The sequence below is a fragment of the Alkalinema pantanalense CENA528 genome (assembly GCF_050753345.1).
In the GTDB taxonomy this organism is placed as follows: domain Bacteria; phylum Cyanobacteriota; class Cyanobacteriia; order Leptolyngbyales; family Leptolyngbyaceae; genus Alkalinema; species Alkalinema pantanalense.
Genome location: NZ_JBLZFX010000055.1, coordinates 1 through 14,415, shown reverse-complemented (window position 1 = coordinate 14,415; position 14,415 = coordinate 1). Strand labels below are relative to the sequence as shown.

Below are 14,415 nucleotides of genomic sequence, written 5' to 3'. Positions count from 1 at the left end.
CAAGTTCTGTAAAGTTTACTAGCCCGAAAGTCTGAATTTGCTATTTTAGAGTTAGAGAAGTTTATTCCACTCAAATCGAGATTATAAAAGGAGGTGCCACCCCAAGTTGCTAAGATCCAACCAAGCTTACGGGCAAAACTAAAGGGATTATTTAAGGACTGGAAAGCAGGGAAAATCTGTTGGGCAATATAGCAACTTCCTATTGCTGAACCTGCTCCTGCTAAAACCATTAGCACCAGCATTGTTTCCGTAGATATGGTCGTTTTAGTGACAGCAGGATCAGGTAATGGCTCCAGTAGACCACATTCATAGGCTAACACAGCGGTTCCAATTGCAACTATGGTAAATAAAGGGAATAAACTTTGGGCACTAAGAGAACGATGTAAGCGAGTGGGGGTGAATACGAGAACAGTTGTGAACAGAGTGATTTCTAAACCAGTAATCCCAAGGATGAATATAAAAGTTAAGAGGAGTGCGAAGATTGTAAACGATAGGATATCGATACTGTGGATTGCTGGGTTAGCGAGTGATATTAAGAAAGTTGAGACTGGCAAAAATATCAAACTGAGACTACAGCCTGTTAGTAGGCTTCTCAAAATATCAGAGGTAACCAATAAGTATAAAGCGGTTCTAATCAGAATCAATAAAATGACAATAAAAATAGCTCTGAAATCAACAAAAGTGGAGAAATCAAATATAAGCTTAGCACCGACAAAACTAATAAAAGAAGCTGATAGGAGAGTAGTGAAACTACATAATCCAAAAATCAAGAGTTTATTGACTTTCTTCTGCCCACAATGGATTCGTTTATCCTGATGGTTTTGTAGAGCAGATTGAGTTAGAACTTTTCCAGTTAGGTTGACTGATGGAGGTTGTAAGTGATGATTCATGAGATAGATCTCTTTTAAAAGGGTTTTAAGCGTTCATTGTTCAATCAATTAAGTACCTCTTAGGAAAAATGGAAGTTACTTATGGGTAGTCAATTTATTATACCTACTGCTTGGTTGTCAAAGCGGTGGCGATGGTTTCGGCCTCTGGGTACTGCTGTTCCAGAAAGTGATATCTCTCTTGTGACTGAGTGGGAAGCCTTTGAAGCTTCTAAATCTAAAGTGGGTGTTGCAGAACTGGCTAAACTGATTGAACCTCAGTTCAAACAAAAGCAGGCTCTTGTATCTAGCTTCTCGATTGGTCAGCCGGATTTTCTGCCCTTTGGCTTCTTTAGTCTTGGGCAAGGTCGGGGAGATGCCGTTTGTTGCTTATTTCGTGAACTCACTCAAAATGCAGAGATTGATGAACTAATTGAAGCTAGTCATGAACCACAAACTCGGGAGTTCTTGCAGAAATATTTTGAGTTTCAGAAAGATCCCGTAACCCATCCAAATGAATTTAAAGCACAAGTTCTTCATCTTCGTAAACCAATTCCTTGGGCAACAGGATTTTTGGTAGGAAATGTAATTGATAATCGGTTTTCTCCCTACCTTTTAACTAATTATCATGCTGTGCCAGAACAAGAAATGTTACGAGGACTAACGGCTCGATTTCGCTATGAGAATTCAAGTTTTAAACTACTGGAGCCGATCAAACCCATTACAGTGGAATTTGATCCGAACTTTCACAAAGGCAATCCTCAGTTGGATTACGTGCTTCTCCAACTCAAAGACCCTTTAACGATCTCACCCATTCCTATTCCCTCTAATCAAAGTATTCCAGTTATCCCTCGGATTGATTCCACGAAAAGTGAGGCGCTCATTAGTCTCATGGAACAAAGTTTACAAGATGAACTCAGACAACATGGATATGCGGGTGATCCTGTCCACATTATTCAACATCCCAGTGGTCGTCCTAAGGAAATTGTGCTGTTCAACAATACATTCACAACGCTCTATGACAGCTTTCTTGAATACGAAACCGATACAGAACCTGGATCTTCGGGGAGCCCACTATTCAACAATCAATGGGAACTTTTAGGGATTCACCAAGGAGCAATTTTTACTGAGGATGAGGGCTCTCCAACTCGCAAGGTAACAGGATTTCTGGGCATTCGCTTAGACAAAATTCTGGCTGATCTTCGAGAACAAGGAAAAACTGATACCGAGATCCAACACTTCCTAGAAAATTATGTCGATCTCAAAACGCCTACTAATCAACGGGTCTTTATCCTGGCAGGGGATGATCGCTCCAAAATTCTCGGTAATTCAGATGCCCAACTCGAACGTGAGGCAATGCTTGCCCTACGAGACCAATTGAAATCCGAGTTGTCGAATTTAGGCATTGATGCGATCTTTATTAATGGAGACAGCGAAGCACCTCTCACGAATGCTATCGAGCAAATTAACGCTCAACGGCAGTCTGAGACTCAGGATATTGCGATTCAACTGCTGGTTGATCAACTAGATAAACAGCACGAAATGCCCCAAGGATTGTCGATTTACTACTATGGCAACAATCCAACTCGCCGAAGCAACGCCCAAGTAGGACTAGAGAAGGTAGAGGCCCAGGGATTGCCAACCTTTGGAGCGTTTTCTGATCTGATTGTTTCGAATCGAGGATTGGCATTCTGTCGCAAGATTTTTGCCCCCTCCTTTGTTGTGTATGTTGGATTTCTATCCAATCCACAGGATCGATCGAGGATCCAGAGTTTCAAGCGTGATTCTACCCAGGCAAAACCTTTAGCTCAGGCATTAGCCCAATGGCTCCATGCTCTGTTGGAACCTAATGCACTTTAAATCTAACGCCTTGTAAAAAAGGTGCGTTAACTTGCACTTCCACAAGCTAACGCACCTTCTGGTCATCGATTGCTCAACACGATACGACCCAGGGAAATACTATTACGGCGAGTTACACCGCTGCGAAGTATTCCTTAGACTTGACGGGGTCTGGGTTCATCGTAGCGGCACCGGGCTGCCAACCAGCGGGGCAGACTTCATCGGGGTGGGACTGGGTGTACTGGAAGGCTTGCAGAGTCCGCAGGGTTTCATCTACGCTACGGCCCACAGCCAAGTTGTTGATGGTGGAGTGCTGGATGATGCCTTCTTTGTCGATGATGAACAGGCCGCGTAGTGCCACGCCTGCCTCAGGATCGAGCACATTGTAAGCGGTGCTGATTTCTTTCTTCAGGTCAGCAACCAGAGGATAGTTGAGGTCACCCACACCACCGCTCTTACGATCGGTTTGAATCCACGCCAAGTGAGAGAATTCGCTATCCACAGAGACGCCCAAAACTTCGGTGTTCAGCTTGCTGAATTCTTCGTAGCGATCGCTGAATGCAGTGATTTCAGTGGGGCAAACAAAGGTGAAGTCCAGCGGATAGAAGAACAGGACAACATACTTACCGCGATAGTCCGACAGTTTGATCGTCTTGAACTCTTGGTCAACTACGGCAGTGGCAGTAAAGTCAGGGGCCGCTTGACCAACCCGGAGGCATTCAGACATGGGAAACTTCTCCTGAATAGCAGTGATGTAATCGGTTCAAAATCCAATGAGTTCTCAAAATTCGGCCTTAGACTGCACTTCTTAGATCGCATTCAGGCATAATTTAAGAACTGTTACAACTATATCATAGTCATAACGATTTTGACTAAGGGGGATGGCAATCGGTAATCATCCTCATCAGTGATTACCCTCAGTAATCACCCTCAGTCAAGATAACGAATTTTGCCAAAAGATCAAGGTTGATCGGGATCACAAATGGATTCACTGGTTTGGGAGGGTTAGGGCAAGGGGATTGTTTTTGTCCTGAATCTTGCTGGTTGGCTGGAAAACTAGAACATCTCGATCTGGACAACGAGAATATTTCGAGTCCGATCGCGTTGGCCTGTTGTTTGAGTGACTGGTTTAAGTGGCTGGTTTAAGTGGCTGGCTTGCTAATGAATTTGTGGGGCAAATGCCTAACGGGGTGACATGGATCATCGGTTGGTTCCCGGAGTATTAGCACTATTGGTTGGCCCAGGAGTGACCTTCGGGGTGATGGCTCCCGCACAGGCATTCTCGATCGATCGCCTCAACGAGATTGCGCAATCCGTCACGGTGCGAATTCAGGCCGATCGCCCCAGTTCTGGTGTCTTGATCGATCGCAGGGGGGATCTCTATACCGTTCTGACCACCCACCACGGCGTGCAAGTCCAGGATCGCTATACAGTGGTGACGCCCGATGGCAAACAGTATCCTGTGGAATGGCGTAGCATTCAGCCTTTGCCGAATTTAGATCTCGCGTTGGTGCAGTTTCGCAGTTCTGCCAATTATGCGACGGCCAAGCTGGCGAATTACTTACCCACAGCCCAGCAGCCTCTCTTTATTTCCGGGTTTCCGGCTCCCAGTGCGGCGGTGTCTGAGCAAATTCGCCTCTTTATTCCTGGCCAAGTGGTGCCCACAACCCAGGCGATCGCCCTGGCGCAAAATCCCTTTTCCCAAGGCTATCGCGTCTTCTATACCAACTTGGCGGAGGCGGGCATGAGTGGCAGTCCGCTGTTCGATTTGAATGGCAATGTGGTGGCGATCCATGGGCGATCGGAGGGCGAAGAGACCTTTGATCCGCAGTTGCAGGAACCTCGGCGCTTGCGGTTGGGCTACAGTTCGGGGATTCTGATGCGGACGTTGTTGCAGTACCAGCCCCGACTTTCGGTGCAAACAAAGGACACCCTCCCCCCGGCACCCACGCCCGTAGAAACTGCCGAAATGACAAAGCTACTTCGGAACTGGGTAGTCACGCCTGCGGGGGCTCCAAGCGCGATGACCTGGGTGAATTACAGCAATACGCTCTATCGCTTGGGGCGATTTTCTGAAGCGTTGGTCGCCATCAATCGGGCTTTGGAATTAGACTTTAACACACCGCAGTTTTGGTATTTTCAAGGGATTATTTTACAGGCGATGCAGCGGCCCCAGGAAGCGGTGAATGCCTTCGATCGGGCGACGCAACTGCAACCCAATTTCTATCGAGCATGGCAGGCCAAGGCATTGGTTTTCTCGCAACTGGGCCGTTCGATCGAAGCGATCGCGGCATTGGATCAAGCATTGCAGATTGATGCCCAAGCCTATGTAGCTTTGTATTTACGGGCGCGGGTGTTGGGGCAGGGCTTGCAACAGCATCAGGCGGCCTTGTCGGATCTCGATCGGGCGCTACAGTTACATCCGGAGTTTGTCGAAGCTTGGGTACTGAAGGGGCAGGTTCTGCAAACCTTGGGGAAATCGGCGGAGGCATTGGTAGCGGTCAATCAGGCATTGGCGATCGAGCCGCGCGATCGGGAGGCACAAGCCTTGCGAGCGAGTTTGCGATCGCAACGCTAGGAGTGAATTGGCTAGAAGCGAGGAGGGCGGGGAGCTGCTGGGTCAACGTAAATCAGCGTCCAGTTGTCTGGATTTTGAATCAGGTCAGCTTTGCCCAGTAGGAGAAACCAGAAAGCAGTCCGAGTGTGAATGTGATCGACCATGAGAAAATGATTGGGTTTGGCAATCACTCCTTCCCGTTTGGAACCGCTGCGATTGACAACATCACAGTAAACGCCAATGTGTTTCACTTTGAGAATAGCGGGTTCCCTAGCCTGAACCACTTTGGGTAACATAAAAATGCCGTAGACTTGGTGCTTGCCTTGCCAGGGCTTCATGATGACAGTTTCTGGGCGAATTTCGACAAGGGGCTGTTGGGAAGTCAAAAGGGCTTCAGCATCGCAGGCGGATTCTGGCCGCTGGACGATCGGTTGAGCCTCGCAGACAATCCCGAGTCCCAACAGGAATCCGATCGTGAAACGAATCGATTTTCGCCAGTTAACAATCGAATGAAAAATGGGTTGCACAATACTCAAAATTAGCGATAATTACAGCGGATTGCGTAACGACAAGGAACAGATATAATGCCTGAAGCCTTTTCTGCTGTGGGTTGCTGTCTCGGTCAGTTAAACAAAGGGCTGTGTCTGCTTTATGTATTAATTTGATAGCAATTTCCTTGAAGTAAAGTAATTTTCTTTGCTAGCCTCGATATTGCACCATGTCCAATCTAATCCACGATGCTGATAAGGAATGAGATTAGGATCGCGCGTTTCCTCGGTGTATGAAAAGAAGCTATTGAAGCAATCTAGGCCCATTGTTATGTGTAAGCGCGCAAGAAGTGCTGCAACTGTTCTATCTTTATCTCGATAAGCTACTCCTTTTTCGTCAAAACGAATAAAACACCCATCTAACGATTGCCATCCGAAAAAAAATCCATCAGAGTTTGCTTCAATCCCCAAGGTACTTGATATTTCTGATTCTCCATATATGTATAGATTTTCTAAAATGGGAAAACCACTAAATTCATTGAGGGATACACCAGCATAATACAATTCAGAAATCAATTTTCGAATTTTTGCTGAATTGGTTACAGGTTTTCCATTCTTACGCTTGGCAATACTCCAGCACATTGCCATTAATACTGGCTTATCAGACAGTGGCTGATGATACTGGCGATAAAAAATTTGTGTTGTTCGCCACTTACGTCCGAAATCAATGAATGAATCCACAAGTGATCTAGTTTCCTTCAGTGATATAGAACCCTTAACTTCAATTACAGCTTTAACTGCTTCGGGTCTAAGGACAACAAAATCCCCATCTCTAAAAACTGGTGGATGTTGATTACCATCAAATACTAAAATATCGCATTGTTGAGAAATACTGAATGCACATTTATTAAGTCTATCATGATGCATTCCTGCTTTCGGTGTAGAATCATTGTGTGGAAACATAACAAATCCGGTGCCAACAGTTAAGGAATTAGGAAGATAATTGCGCAAAGTTTCGATTAGTAAGCGTTCTTTGTATGTCCCAATTGAAGGGTAGTGTGAATTTTGCAGGATATGTGAAAGCATATCAACTCTAGCTGCAAAGGATTCGCCTAAAAGTGCAGCAAAGCTAGTAAGATCGCTGGATTTACGTTCCATGGAGTTTCAGTAGATTAAAAATTCTTTAAGAAAGGGTTAGAATTAAGCTATCCCTCTTCAGTCACTCTAAGCAATTGTAGAAACATTTAGAACCTTTTATCTGCTTTGCTTGGCGAGGCAACCTCCCTTGGAAAGGCAATTTTAACCAAATGCGAACCGACATTGAACAATAAATAGTCCATGGTTATTGTAGACTCCAGCGTCTGGATTGACTACTTCAACGGCCAATCCACCCCCCAAGTCGATCGCCTCGACCAACTCCCCACCACCCAACCGCTCGCGATCGGTAAGGGATTTGCAAAGAAATAATATCCCCTCTTCATTCCCCCACCCTCCTACCCTTTTACCCTTTTACTCTCCTACCCTTTTACTCTCCTACCCCCCCTACCCAATTGGGATTTTATTTATGCGCTGTTCCCTAGGATCCTACTTTGTCGGATGGGTTTTCAGCCAGCTATTCACTTCCTGTAAAGCCTCTAGGTAATCGATCGCGGCTTCTAATCGGGATTCATAATTACAGGCAAATTCATCAAACCAACGTCCTTCCTCAGAGTTTGGTTTTAATTGTTTCAACCACTTTTGGGCAGTCTTTGCGATTTCAGCCCGTCGTTGTTCTCGAAGCTGTTGCTGACGGTGTTGTCGATCGAGCTCTTTTTGCTGTTGTGCAGCCTGTTCTGCTTGCTGTTGTTGCAGAAGTTGCCGATCGTGTTCCTGGTACTGCGTTTTAATCTGATGCAGAACATCTGGTGGCAATGGTGATGGCGCTGACGATTGCTGAGCGGTAGGCGTCAACGGGGTCGATCGATCGGCAGAATGGGGAGGCTGAGGGTTTATCCCTGGATGACGTAATTGATCGCGCACTTGCCACTTCGTTGCTTCATTCAAACTGCCCAGCAAATCCTCGATCGAACTCACTGCCGCGCTCTCCCCTAGGCTAGGTTGAGGCGGCGCTGGGTCTGATGGGGGAGCGGCTGGGCGAGAAGAGGGCTTAGGTGAGCCTAAATTGGCCAAGAGTTGATCAATTTCATCCATAACGCACTGGGAAGGTGAAGGGCTGTACTGACTCTTCAATATCCTAGCGAGAAATGCCCTTGACCGTAGAGTTTCTAGTCTTGAATCGCACTCATCAAGACTTCTGCCAAACTTAAATCCCCCATTTCATCCAATGTAATCGTGTCGCAAATATCAAACTTTGCGCCTACGGACTGGAGTTGATCGTCTAATGCTTTGAGGAACTGCGTGGCCCCTGCATCATTGCCGACCTGAATAAACGAGATCGCCAATTCCTCATCTTGCTCCATTTTGCGGGTGGCATCAATCACCGCTTCAATCACCGCCCGTCGATCGTCCGGCTCTCCATCGGTTACCACCAAGATGGTTTCTGGTTTCGCATCCCCCTTGGCTTTCCGCTGAAAGTAATGATTGCAAGCATCCTGCAAGACGGCGGCTAAATTTGTGGATCCGATCGGATCATTTTCCAGGAAAATTTGTTCTACTGAATTGGCAGTCACATTGTCATAGCGCCGGAATCGCCCAGAAAAGGTATAGACAGTGATGCCATCGGGATCCAACTGTTCACATTTACGGGCTAGTGCCAGAGTAGATTCTTGGGCCACGTCCCAGCGGGTTTTCCCCCCCCGATCGAGGGTGGACATACTGCCACTTTTATCCAAAATTAGGGTGTAATCGCGATTATTAAGGGCAACCATGGTGCATTGATTGAAAAGTCTACTCTCTACGGTAGTCTTTCGGCGGTTCGATCGTCATCGGTACAAGTTCCTGTCTTGAGGCCCAGGATTTTCAGCACATATCACTTGGCAGGAGAAAGGTAAATCCTGCAAAAAACGACTTGAAAAAAGACCCATTCGACGATCGCCGAACAGGTCATTGATTAGGATTAGAAAAGGGTTCTTGGTTAGAAAGGGGTTAGTTGAATGTCCTACGCATTGGACATTTCAACCTGTTGCTGTTTCCGTTTGCGAACTAAGCTGATTCCCATTCCTACTAAACCGGGTAATAGAGCAGGTGTTGGCACTGTTTCGATCGTCATCGACCAGCTACTCTGTAACGTAGAAAGCTTTCCATCCAGAAAATCTTGGATAGCTTTATCTCTCAACTGAATAGAAATCACTCCTTCACCGATCGTAGCACCTACAGCATTAGTGAATACGCCTTTGAACGTGGCTCCCAAAATGTCAAAGGGGCCACTGATCGGTGCGATTCCTGCACCCGTATATTGAGTAATGCTAAAGAACAAGTCATCCGCAGGATTAGCATCCGTGGAACCTACTTGACTAAAGATTCGCAGGAAATTGGTTTTGGAACCCGCTAATAGGTCTGATAAAGCGACATCTGCCACTTGTCCACGGTGTCCAATCAGGGAAGTAAATCCACCCGTGCTGGAGTTGCCGACAACCAATCCGCCGGGAGAAGTGCCATTGGCCCCAAAATCAACGATAGGGGAACCGCCTAACTTAACATCACTATCGCCACCACTCAGTTGGAGAATATCACCAGCCCCTAGCGAGAATGCCTGGGCAGGTACCTGGGCGATCGTCGTCGCTAATCCCGCAGCCAACACACTAGCAACTGCAACTTTCGTTGCAACTGTTTGAAAAGACATATTGAACCTACCTAAAAATGAGAAACTGTAATGAATGGACGCACTCTGTCCATATAAATGATTGTTTTAAGCAACTTGTTCTAAGCACATCGTTCCAAGTAAGTCATTAAAAGCAACACTTTTAACAACATTGACTAGCAACGTCATTCAACCATTGGGTTAGCTCTAGAAAAGCCACCTAAAACCATTTCAGCGATCGCACTTTTGGCAGATGAAAAAACCTGATGAAGCGTTGATTGTTCCCCAGGCATAGTTTCCCAGGGATTACCTTAAGGTGTTCCTCATTCTACGCACTTGTACGGATGCCAATCCTGGTAATTTATGGGTCTTCATCGAGAGTTTATAAAAATGACCCGTGTTTACCACAGGTCTAGATGAAATCTTGATGATGATGCAAAATTATCTGTTGCAGAAATATCCAGATTATGAATAACCCTTTTATCCCAAGCTTTTGAGGGGGTGGAGGGCTTTTACGTCTGTTAATTCATCCAAGGCATGATGAATCTGAGTCACTGTATTCCTAATACTGAAGTTTTGGCTGGCGGACTCCAACGCAGCTTGACGCAGTTGGTTGAGGGTCTCGGGTTGGGTTGCAGCTTCTCGAATCACGGTGGCTAATTGCTTACTGTTGCTCGGTTCCGTTAACCAGCCCGTCCGCCGATCGTGCACCAGTTCCACAGCTCCCCCCGCTGCCGCTGCGACGATCGGCGTGCCACAGAGCATTGCTTCAGTAATCACTCGCCCAAAGGGTTCTGGGGCGGTGGAGGTATGGGCAACCAAGTCACAGGCGGCCATAAGTTGCGGAACATTTTGCTGAAAGCCGAGGAACTTGACCCGATCGCGTAAGCCTAAGCGATCGACCTGTTGATGTAATTGCTGCACGTAATCCGTTTCACCAAAGAGGGCGTCTCCCACTAGGACGGCGGCGATCGAGTCCGGGCATTGGGCGATCGCGTCGATCAAAACATGCTGTCCTTTCCAAGGCGAGAGGCGGCTGAAATGACCCACGATAAAATGATTTTCCAGTCCAATTTCCTGCTTCCATGCCTGTTGGGTTTGCCTTCCCTGCTGGGCTAATTGTCGGTAGGTTTCTACATCAAAGCCGTTATAAATTACTTTGACTAACTCCGATCGGCCTCCGGCCTGAAGAAAGGCATCGGCAGTGGCTTGGGAATTGGCAATGACTAAGGATGCAAACCGATTAGCCAACGTAATGGCAATGCGTAAATTAGTTGAACTGAAATGGTCAGCGGAAAGAATATCGCGTAAATGATAAACCAAAGGACGACGGCTGAGGAATGCGACGATCGCGCCGACGACTAAGGCTTTTTGGGTGTTGGCATAGATGACATCATAGTTTTTTGCCAGTTGCGTTGTGGTTGAAATCAGCGGCAGTAAGGCACGCAGACTCGCTACGCCTTTGAGCCAGCCAGTGTCTTTGCTGACGTTGACCATTTGCTGGGTGAGTACTTGGACGGGGATGTGGCGTTGGGCCAATGCTGCATGGAAGGGGCCATCGGCAAATAGACCCACTAAACAGGTTTCTCGAAAGGCTGTGGCAAGATCCAAAAGCGAAAGTTCTGCACCGCCAAGCTTACCGCTTTGATCGAGAAATAAAATCTTCATGGTCTAGAACGGGGAACGGGAATACTCCTCTATTCCGCCGTTGGCCTAGGGATCAGGATTTATACGGAGCTAGCAATTCCGACGATCGCGGCACTCCGCAGATCCTGATCTCCCTAGCCCCAATGAATGGATCGCTGCGATACAAAGGATTACGGGGCCGCCCGATCGCGTTCCATCATGCTCACGTATTGCCAATCCGAGCCGGGTACAGGCATGGGTGGACTCCAGCGCACTCTGTCGCTAAATCGCAAAACATGGAGCTGATTAATTGCTGACTGCACTTCCTCACGGGTGCCAAACAAATAAAACCGAAAGGGCCTGCGATCCGACTCGCCCACGCGATCGGACTCACCAAAACTAATAAACATGGGGATTTCTCCTACGGTAGTGATCGGGAAGAAATCCCAAAAATTAAAGCCACCCTTTTGCGCAGGACAAGTAGGGTGGCCCGATCGAATGTTAAAATCCGTGTCAGACCGCCTTGCTGGTCACGTCAGCTCGGGGGTTTAGCTACCCTTTGTTGTTGGTACCAACGCTGGGTAGCGCTTTAATTTCTGGGGTCGTAGCTGATCGAATCGGGACTTGACGCACACGGTTGCATTCAGCTATGAGAAACAAGCCTAGGGGGAAACTGAGGCAATGTCAACTGTATTGCGATAGGTTGCAATTTTGCGATATTTGGCAACATGGCATTTGGCAACAGGCATTTTGCAACAGGCATTTTGCAACCCGATAGTCTAACCCCCCTCAGCCCCCGTGCTACGCGCCGCTGCCGCTAGAAATCAGGGAGAATGCGGTCAAATGTTTTAAAAGTTCCCCTGATCAAGGGGCATGCAGGGGAATCATCATGGGTCGCAATCACCTATGGATTGGCAATGGGGATTACTCTTTCCCCGCCAACGTCGCCGCCTTTTCTGCTACCGCCTTTTCTGTGGCACTCAATTCTTCCAAAATGGCTAAAAACTCCTGTTCAAAGGCCACCTGCGCGCGATTCGTTGTGCCGCCTAGATACAGCTTGCCCTCCTGCCACAGTCCCCACACCTGCGAATGGGACACGTAGCTGAGAATCACACTGATCATCATTAATCCAAAGCCTAAATAGACGATCGGAATTCCGGGATCGGCCTTAATTTGCAGCCCCGTACTGCCGATCACATCCACGATCGACAACTTAATTCCCTTAACCTCCACGGACATGCCTTTGCGCACGGTCGAAATTAACTTGCCATCCATGCCATACACCAAGACCAATCCCTGCATATCTTTAACAATCAGGGAAACGCCATCGCTCAAATCCGGCTTGATGGGCACAAATGATCCCCACAACCGCCCGCCCTGAGGGACGTTAATCTGTCCCATGGGAAACTGCAAAACGGGACTTTTATTGAGTTTGACGGCAATTCCAGAAATATTCCAATCCGCTTGATATAGCGTGACGCCCTTGTAGCGTAGGGGTTCATTGACGTGAATTGTTTTGCGTTGAACTTCTTCTCCTCCTTGATTCAAAATTGATAAATCAGAATAAAACTGGTCGATTTCCCCAGTTGGTAAATAGTTAATCCAAAACTGATTCACTTTGACTGACCAATCCTGGGGAATTTGCGATCGTGACCATGGTCCCGCATCCGTGATGTTCTGAATCTTAAAGGTATTACCACTGGGAATGAGTTCCTGGGCGATGAAGCCTGTCATTGCCCCTACAATCCCGCCGAGTAGAATAATCAACATACTGGCGTGGACAATAATCGGCCCGACCCGACCGACTAATCCTTTGCGGGCATAGAGCCGATCGTCCTCCTGTACGATCGTATATTTGCGACTTGCCAATAGGGTGGCGAAGGGTTCGATCGACGGTTGCGCTAGTTCTGCACTGAGGGCGAATTTCTGGAATTGGCGGGGCTGGCTATAGAGTTTTTGGGTACGGGTGAACCATTTCAGGGCTGGCAATTGTCGCTTGAAGGTACAGGTCGTCAAGCTGGCTCCAAACAGCACCAGTAGAGACAAATACCACCAAGTGCGATAGACGTGATCCAGTCCGGCCAGCAGCAGCACCTTCCAAGTCAGAAAGCCAAAGAGGGCAGGCTTTTCGGGATAGTTGGCTTGGTAGAAGGCAACGGACTGGCCCTGCTCAATGACTGTCCCCAAAATGCTGAAGAGAGCAATCCCCAAAAGTAAAACGATCGCGAGTTGCAATTTCCCTAAAACAGGTAAAATCTCTCGATTAATAAATCTTTTTACAGCAGTCAGGGGATTAAACGGGGGATTGGTAGGGGCGATCGACATAATTCGGGAATGATAATGAAAGAACAGAAATTTGAAATCAGATTAGTAACCAGAAAGAAAATAGTGAATGCTCGATCTAAGGCATCCGGCAGCAACGTTATCTATCACCAGTTGCCTTTAAAACTGCCACGGTAAGCGAGACACGAGGGAAAACATGCCAAACCCTAACAAGAGAACCCCACTCGTTGGCGTAATCCAGGCAGACCACTGGCGAATCTCTAGAATCTTTTTGATGGCAGCGGTGAAGGTTCCCGCCACTACCAACGGCGCAACGTAGCCAGCGGTGTAGGCTAGCAAGAGGGCTCCGCCGAGCAGGGGATCTTGGTGGCTGGCTAACCAGGTCAGCAGCGTTGCCAAGACGGGAGTGCTGCAAGGGGACGCGACGAGGCCAAAGGTCAGTCCAATTAAATACGATCGCACGCCAGCGGGTAAGTCCTGGGAAATCCAATCCAGTCCCAATCCGGCGGGCATTCTCAGCGGTAAGACTTCCAGTAGGTTTAAGCCCATGAGGATTGCGACGAGGCTCACAACGATCGGTAATCCCAGCCCCACCTGACCATAGACTTTGCCCAATAACGAAGCGACAATGCCTAGCCCCGTTAAGGTGGTGGCGAGGCCGAGGGCAAACCAGGCCGATTGGATTGCCCCTTGCCAACGGGATTGTGCTTCGTAGCTACCGATGTAGCCCACGGTGATTGGCAACATGGACAGGGTGCAGGGGGTCAGACTGGTGAGCAGTCCGGCTCCGAAGATAATGGCGATGCTGACGATCGACAGGTGGGTGAGTTGGCCTAGCACCAGTTGATTCGCGGTCTGGCTTAGGGTGTAGATCTGGGTTTGGATGGCTTCGAGCATGGGTGGAGAACCCCGGTTCTTAATGAGACTTAACAAGTTCCATTGTCATTCTATCGAAGTGGGGGGATGTCCTTGTATTTGACGGGTGGTCTTAGTGGGGAAGGGGTGGGGGGGTAGGAG

Annotated in this window: 13 protein-coding genes and 1 pseudogene; 3 read left to right on the top strand and 11 right to left on the bottom strand. The window is 47.8% G+C overall.

The genetic code is table 11. The features are described from left to right. Positions 1 to 2: 2 nt before the first annotated feature. Positions 3 to 230 (bottom strand): annotated as a pseudogene (locus ACN4EG_RS17245) (hypothetical protein); the annotation flags it as partial. Positions 231 to 971: 741 nt separating this feature from the next. Between ACN4EG_RS17245 and ACN4EG_RS17240 the strand changes: the two are divergent. After that, positions 972 to 2,726, top strand: coding sequence for a trypsin-like peptidase domain-containing protein (locus ACN4EG_RS17240; RefSeq protein ID WP_431631283.1), 1,755 nt, complete (start codon positions 972 to 974; stop codon positions 2,724 to 2,726). 112 nt (positions 2,727 to 2,838) lie between these two features. Here ACN4EG_RS17240 and ACN4EG_RS17235 read toward each other — a convergent pair whose 3' ends face one another. Further along, positions 2,839 to 3,432, bottom strand: coding sequence for a peroxiredoxin (locus ACN4EG_RS17235; RefSeq protein WP_431631280.1), 594 nt, complete (start codon positions 3,430 to 3,432; stop codon positions 2,839 to 2,841). A 468-nt stretch (positions 3,433 to 3,900) separates the two neighbouring features. Here ACN4EG_RS17235 and ACN4EG_RS17230 point away from each other — a divergent pair, with 468 nt between their 5' ends. Next, on the top strand, positions 3,901 to 5,283 hold the full coding sequence (locus ACN4EG_RS17230; RefSeq protein ID WP_431631279.1) for a tetratricopeptide repeat-containing S1 family peptidase: 1,383 nt from the start codon (positions 3,901 to 3,903) through the stop codon (positions 5,281 to 5,283). An 11-nt stretch (positions 5,284 to 5,294) separates the two neighbouring features. On the opposite strand, the gene ACN4EG_RS17225 is transcribed toward ACN4EG_RS17230, so the two are convergent. Both ACN4EG_RS17225 and ACN4EG_RS17220 read right to left on the bottom strand, forming a co-directional pair. After that, positions 5,295 to 5,789 carry a hypothetical protein gene (locus tag ACN4EG_RS17225; RefSeq protein ID WP_431631276.1) on the bottom strand — a complete coding sequence of 165 codons (495 nt, stop codon included), beginning with the start codon at positions 5,787 to 5,789 and terminating at the stop codon, positions 5,295 to 5,297. 129 nt (positions 5,790 to 5,918) lie between these two features. Continuing rightward, complete coding sequence (locus tag ACN4EG_RS17220) at positions 5,919 to 6,908, bottom strand: DUF6602 domain-containing protein (RefSeq protein WP_431631275.1); 990 nt, start codon at positions 6,906 to 6,908, stop codon at positions 5,919 to 5,921. A gap of 180 nt (positions 6,909 to 7,088) precedes the next feature. Here ACN4EG_RS17220 and ACN4EG_RS17215 point away from each other — a divergent pair, with 180 nt between their 5' ends. Further along, the gene (locus ACN4EG_RS17215) at positions 7,089 to 7,217 is read left to right on the top strand and encodes a PIN domain-containing protein (protein ID WP_431631273.1); all 129 of its coding nucleotides are present in this window, start codon (positions 7,089 to 7,091) and stop codon (positions 7,215 to 7,217) included. Positions 7,218 to 7,334: 117 nt separating this feature from the next. Here ACN4EG_RS17215 and ACN4EG_RS17210 read toward each other — a convergent pair whose 3' ends face one another. From ACN4EG_RS17210 to ACN4EG_RS17180, 7 genes are all read right to left on the bottom strand, one after another. Then, positions 7,335 to 7,940 (bottom strand): salt stress protein, Slr1339 family, encoded by a 606-nt coding sequence (locus ACN4EG_RS17210; RefSeq protein ID WP_431631271.1) that lies wholly within the window; start codon positions 7,938 to 7,940, stop codon positions 7,335 to 7,337. A gap of 74 nt (positions 7,941 to 8,014) precedes the next feature. After that, entirely contained in the window at positions 8,015 to 8,617 is a 603-nt protein-coding gene (locus ACN4EG_RS17205) for a vWA domain-containing protein (RefSeq protein WP_431631270.1), read from the bottom strand. Between the two features lie 230 nt (positions 8,618 to 8,847). After that, positions 8,848 to 9,531 carry a PTPA-CTERM sorting domain-containing protein gene (locus ACN4EG_RS17200; protein WP_431631268.1) on the bottom strand — a complete coding sequence of 228 codons (684 nt, stop codon included), beginning with the start codon at positions 9,529 to 9,531 and terminating at the stop codon, positions 8,848 to 8,850. A 438-nt stretch (positions 9,532 to 9,969) separates the two neighbouring features. After that, complete coding sequence (locus ACN4EG_RS17195; protein WP_431631267.1) at positions 9,970 to 11,157, bottom strand: glycosyltransferase; 1,188 nt, start codon at positions 11,155 to 11,157, stop codon at positions 9,970 to 9,972. 149 nt (positions 11,158 to 11,306) lie between these two features. Then, complete coding sequence (locus ACN4EG_RS17190; RefSeq protein WP_431631266.1) at positions 11,307 to 11,525, bottom strand: hypothetical protein; 219 nt, start codon at positions 11,523 to 11,525, stop codon at positions 11,307 to 11,309. A 514-nt stretch (positions 11,526 to 12,039) separates the two neighbouring features. Beyond that, positions 12,040 to 13,440 carry a cytochrome c biogenesis protein gene (locus ACN4EG_RS17185; protein WP_431631264.1) on the bottom strand — a complete coding sequence of 467 codons (1,401 nt, stop codon included), beginning with the start codon at positions 13,438 to 13,440 and terminating at the stop codon, positions 12,040 to 12,042. A gap of 117 nt (positions 13,441 to 13,557) precedes the next feature. After that, positions 13,558 to 14,295 (bottom strand): cytochrome c biogenesis protein CcdA, encoded by a 738-nt coding sequence (locus ACN4EG_RS17180; RefSeq protein ID WP_431631261.1) that lies wholly within the window; start codon positions 14,293 to 14,295, stop codon positions 13,558 to 13,560. Positions 14,296 to 14,415 lie beyond the last annotated feature (120 nt).

What these genes read in the sequence shown, in the direction of transcription:
- ACN4EG_RS17210 (WP_431631271.1), bottom strand. Translation starts at nt 7,940, where the DNA reads ATGGATGAAATTGATCAACTCTTGGCCAATTTAGGCTCACCTAAGCCC.
- ACN4EG_RS17215 (WP_431631273.1), top strand. Translation starts at nt 7,089, where the DNA reads ATGGTTATTGTAGACTCCAGCGTCTGGATTGACTACTTCAACGGCCAA.
- ACN4EG_RS17205 (WP_431631270.1), bottom strand. Translation starts at nt 8,617, where the DNA reads ATGGTTGCCCTTAATAATCGCGATTACACCCTAATTTTGGATAAAAGT.
- ACN4EG_RS17195 (WP_431631267.1), bottom strand. Translation starts at nt 11,157, where the DNA reads ATGAAGATTTTATTTCTCGATCAAAGCGGTAAGCTTGGCGGTGCAGAA.
- ACN4EG_RS17235 (WP_431631280.1), bottom strand. Translation starts at nt 3,432, where the DNA reads ATGTCTGAATGCCTCCGGGTTGGTCAAGCGGCCCCTGACTTTACTGCC.
- ACN4EG_RS17190 (WP_431631266.1), bottom strand. Translation starts at nt 11,525, where the DNA reads ATGTTTATTAGTTTTGGTGAGTCCGATCGCGTGGGCGAGTCGGATCGC.
- ACN4EG_RS17220 (WP_431631275.1), bottom strand. Translation starts at nt 6,908, where the DNA reads ATGGAACGTAAATCCAGCGATCTTACTAGCTTTGCTGCACTTTTAGGC.
- ACN4EG_RS17200 (WP_431631268.1), bottom strand. Translation starts at nt 9,531, where the DNA reads ATGTCTTTTCAAACAGTTGCAACGAAAGTTGCAGTTGCTAGTGTGTTG.
- ACN4EG_RS17240 (WP_431631283.1), top strand. Translation starts at nt 972, where the DNA reads ATGGGTAGTCAATTTATTATACCTACTGCTTGGTTGTCAAAGCGGTGG.
- ACN4EG_RS17185 (WP_431631264.1), bottom strand. Translation starts at nt 13,440, where the DNA reads ATGTCGATCGCCCCTACCAATCCCCCGTTTAATCCCCTGACTGCTGTA.
- ACN4EG_RS17230 (WP_431631279.1), top strand. Translation starts at nt 3,901, where the DNA reads ATGGATCATCGGTTGGTTCCCGGAGTATTAGCACTATTGGTTGGCCCA.
- ACN4EG_RS17180 (WP_431631261.1), bottom strand. Translation starts at nt 14,295, where the DNA reads ATGCTCGAAGCCATCCAAACCCAGATCTACACCCTAAGCCAGACCGCG.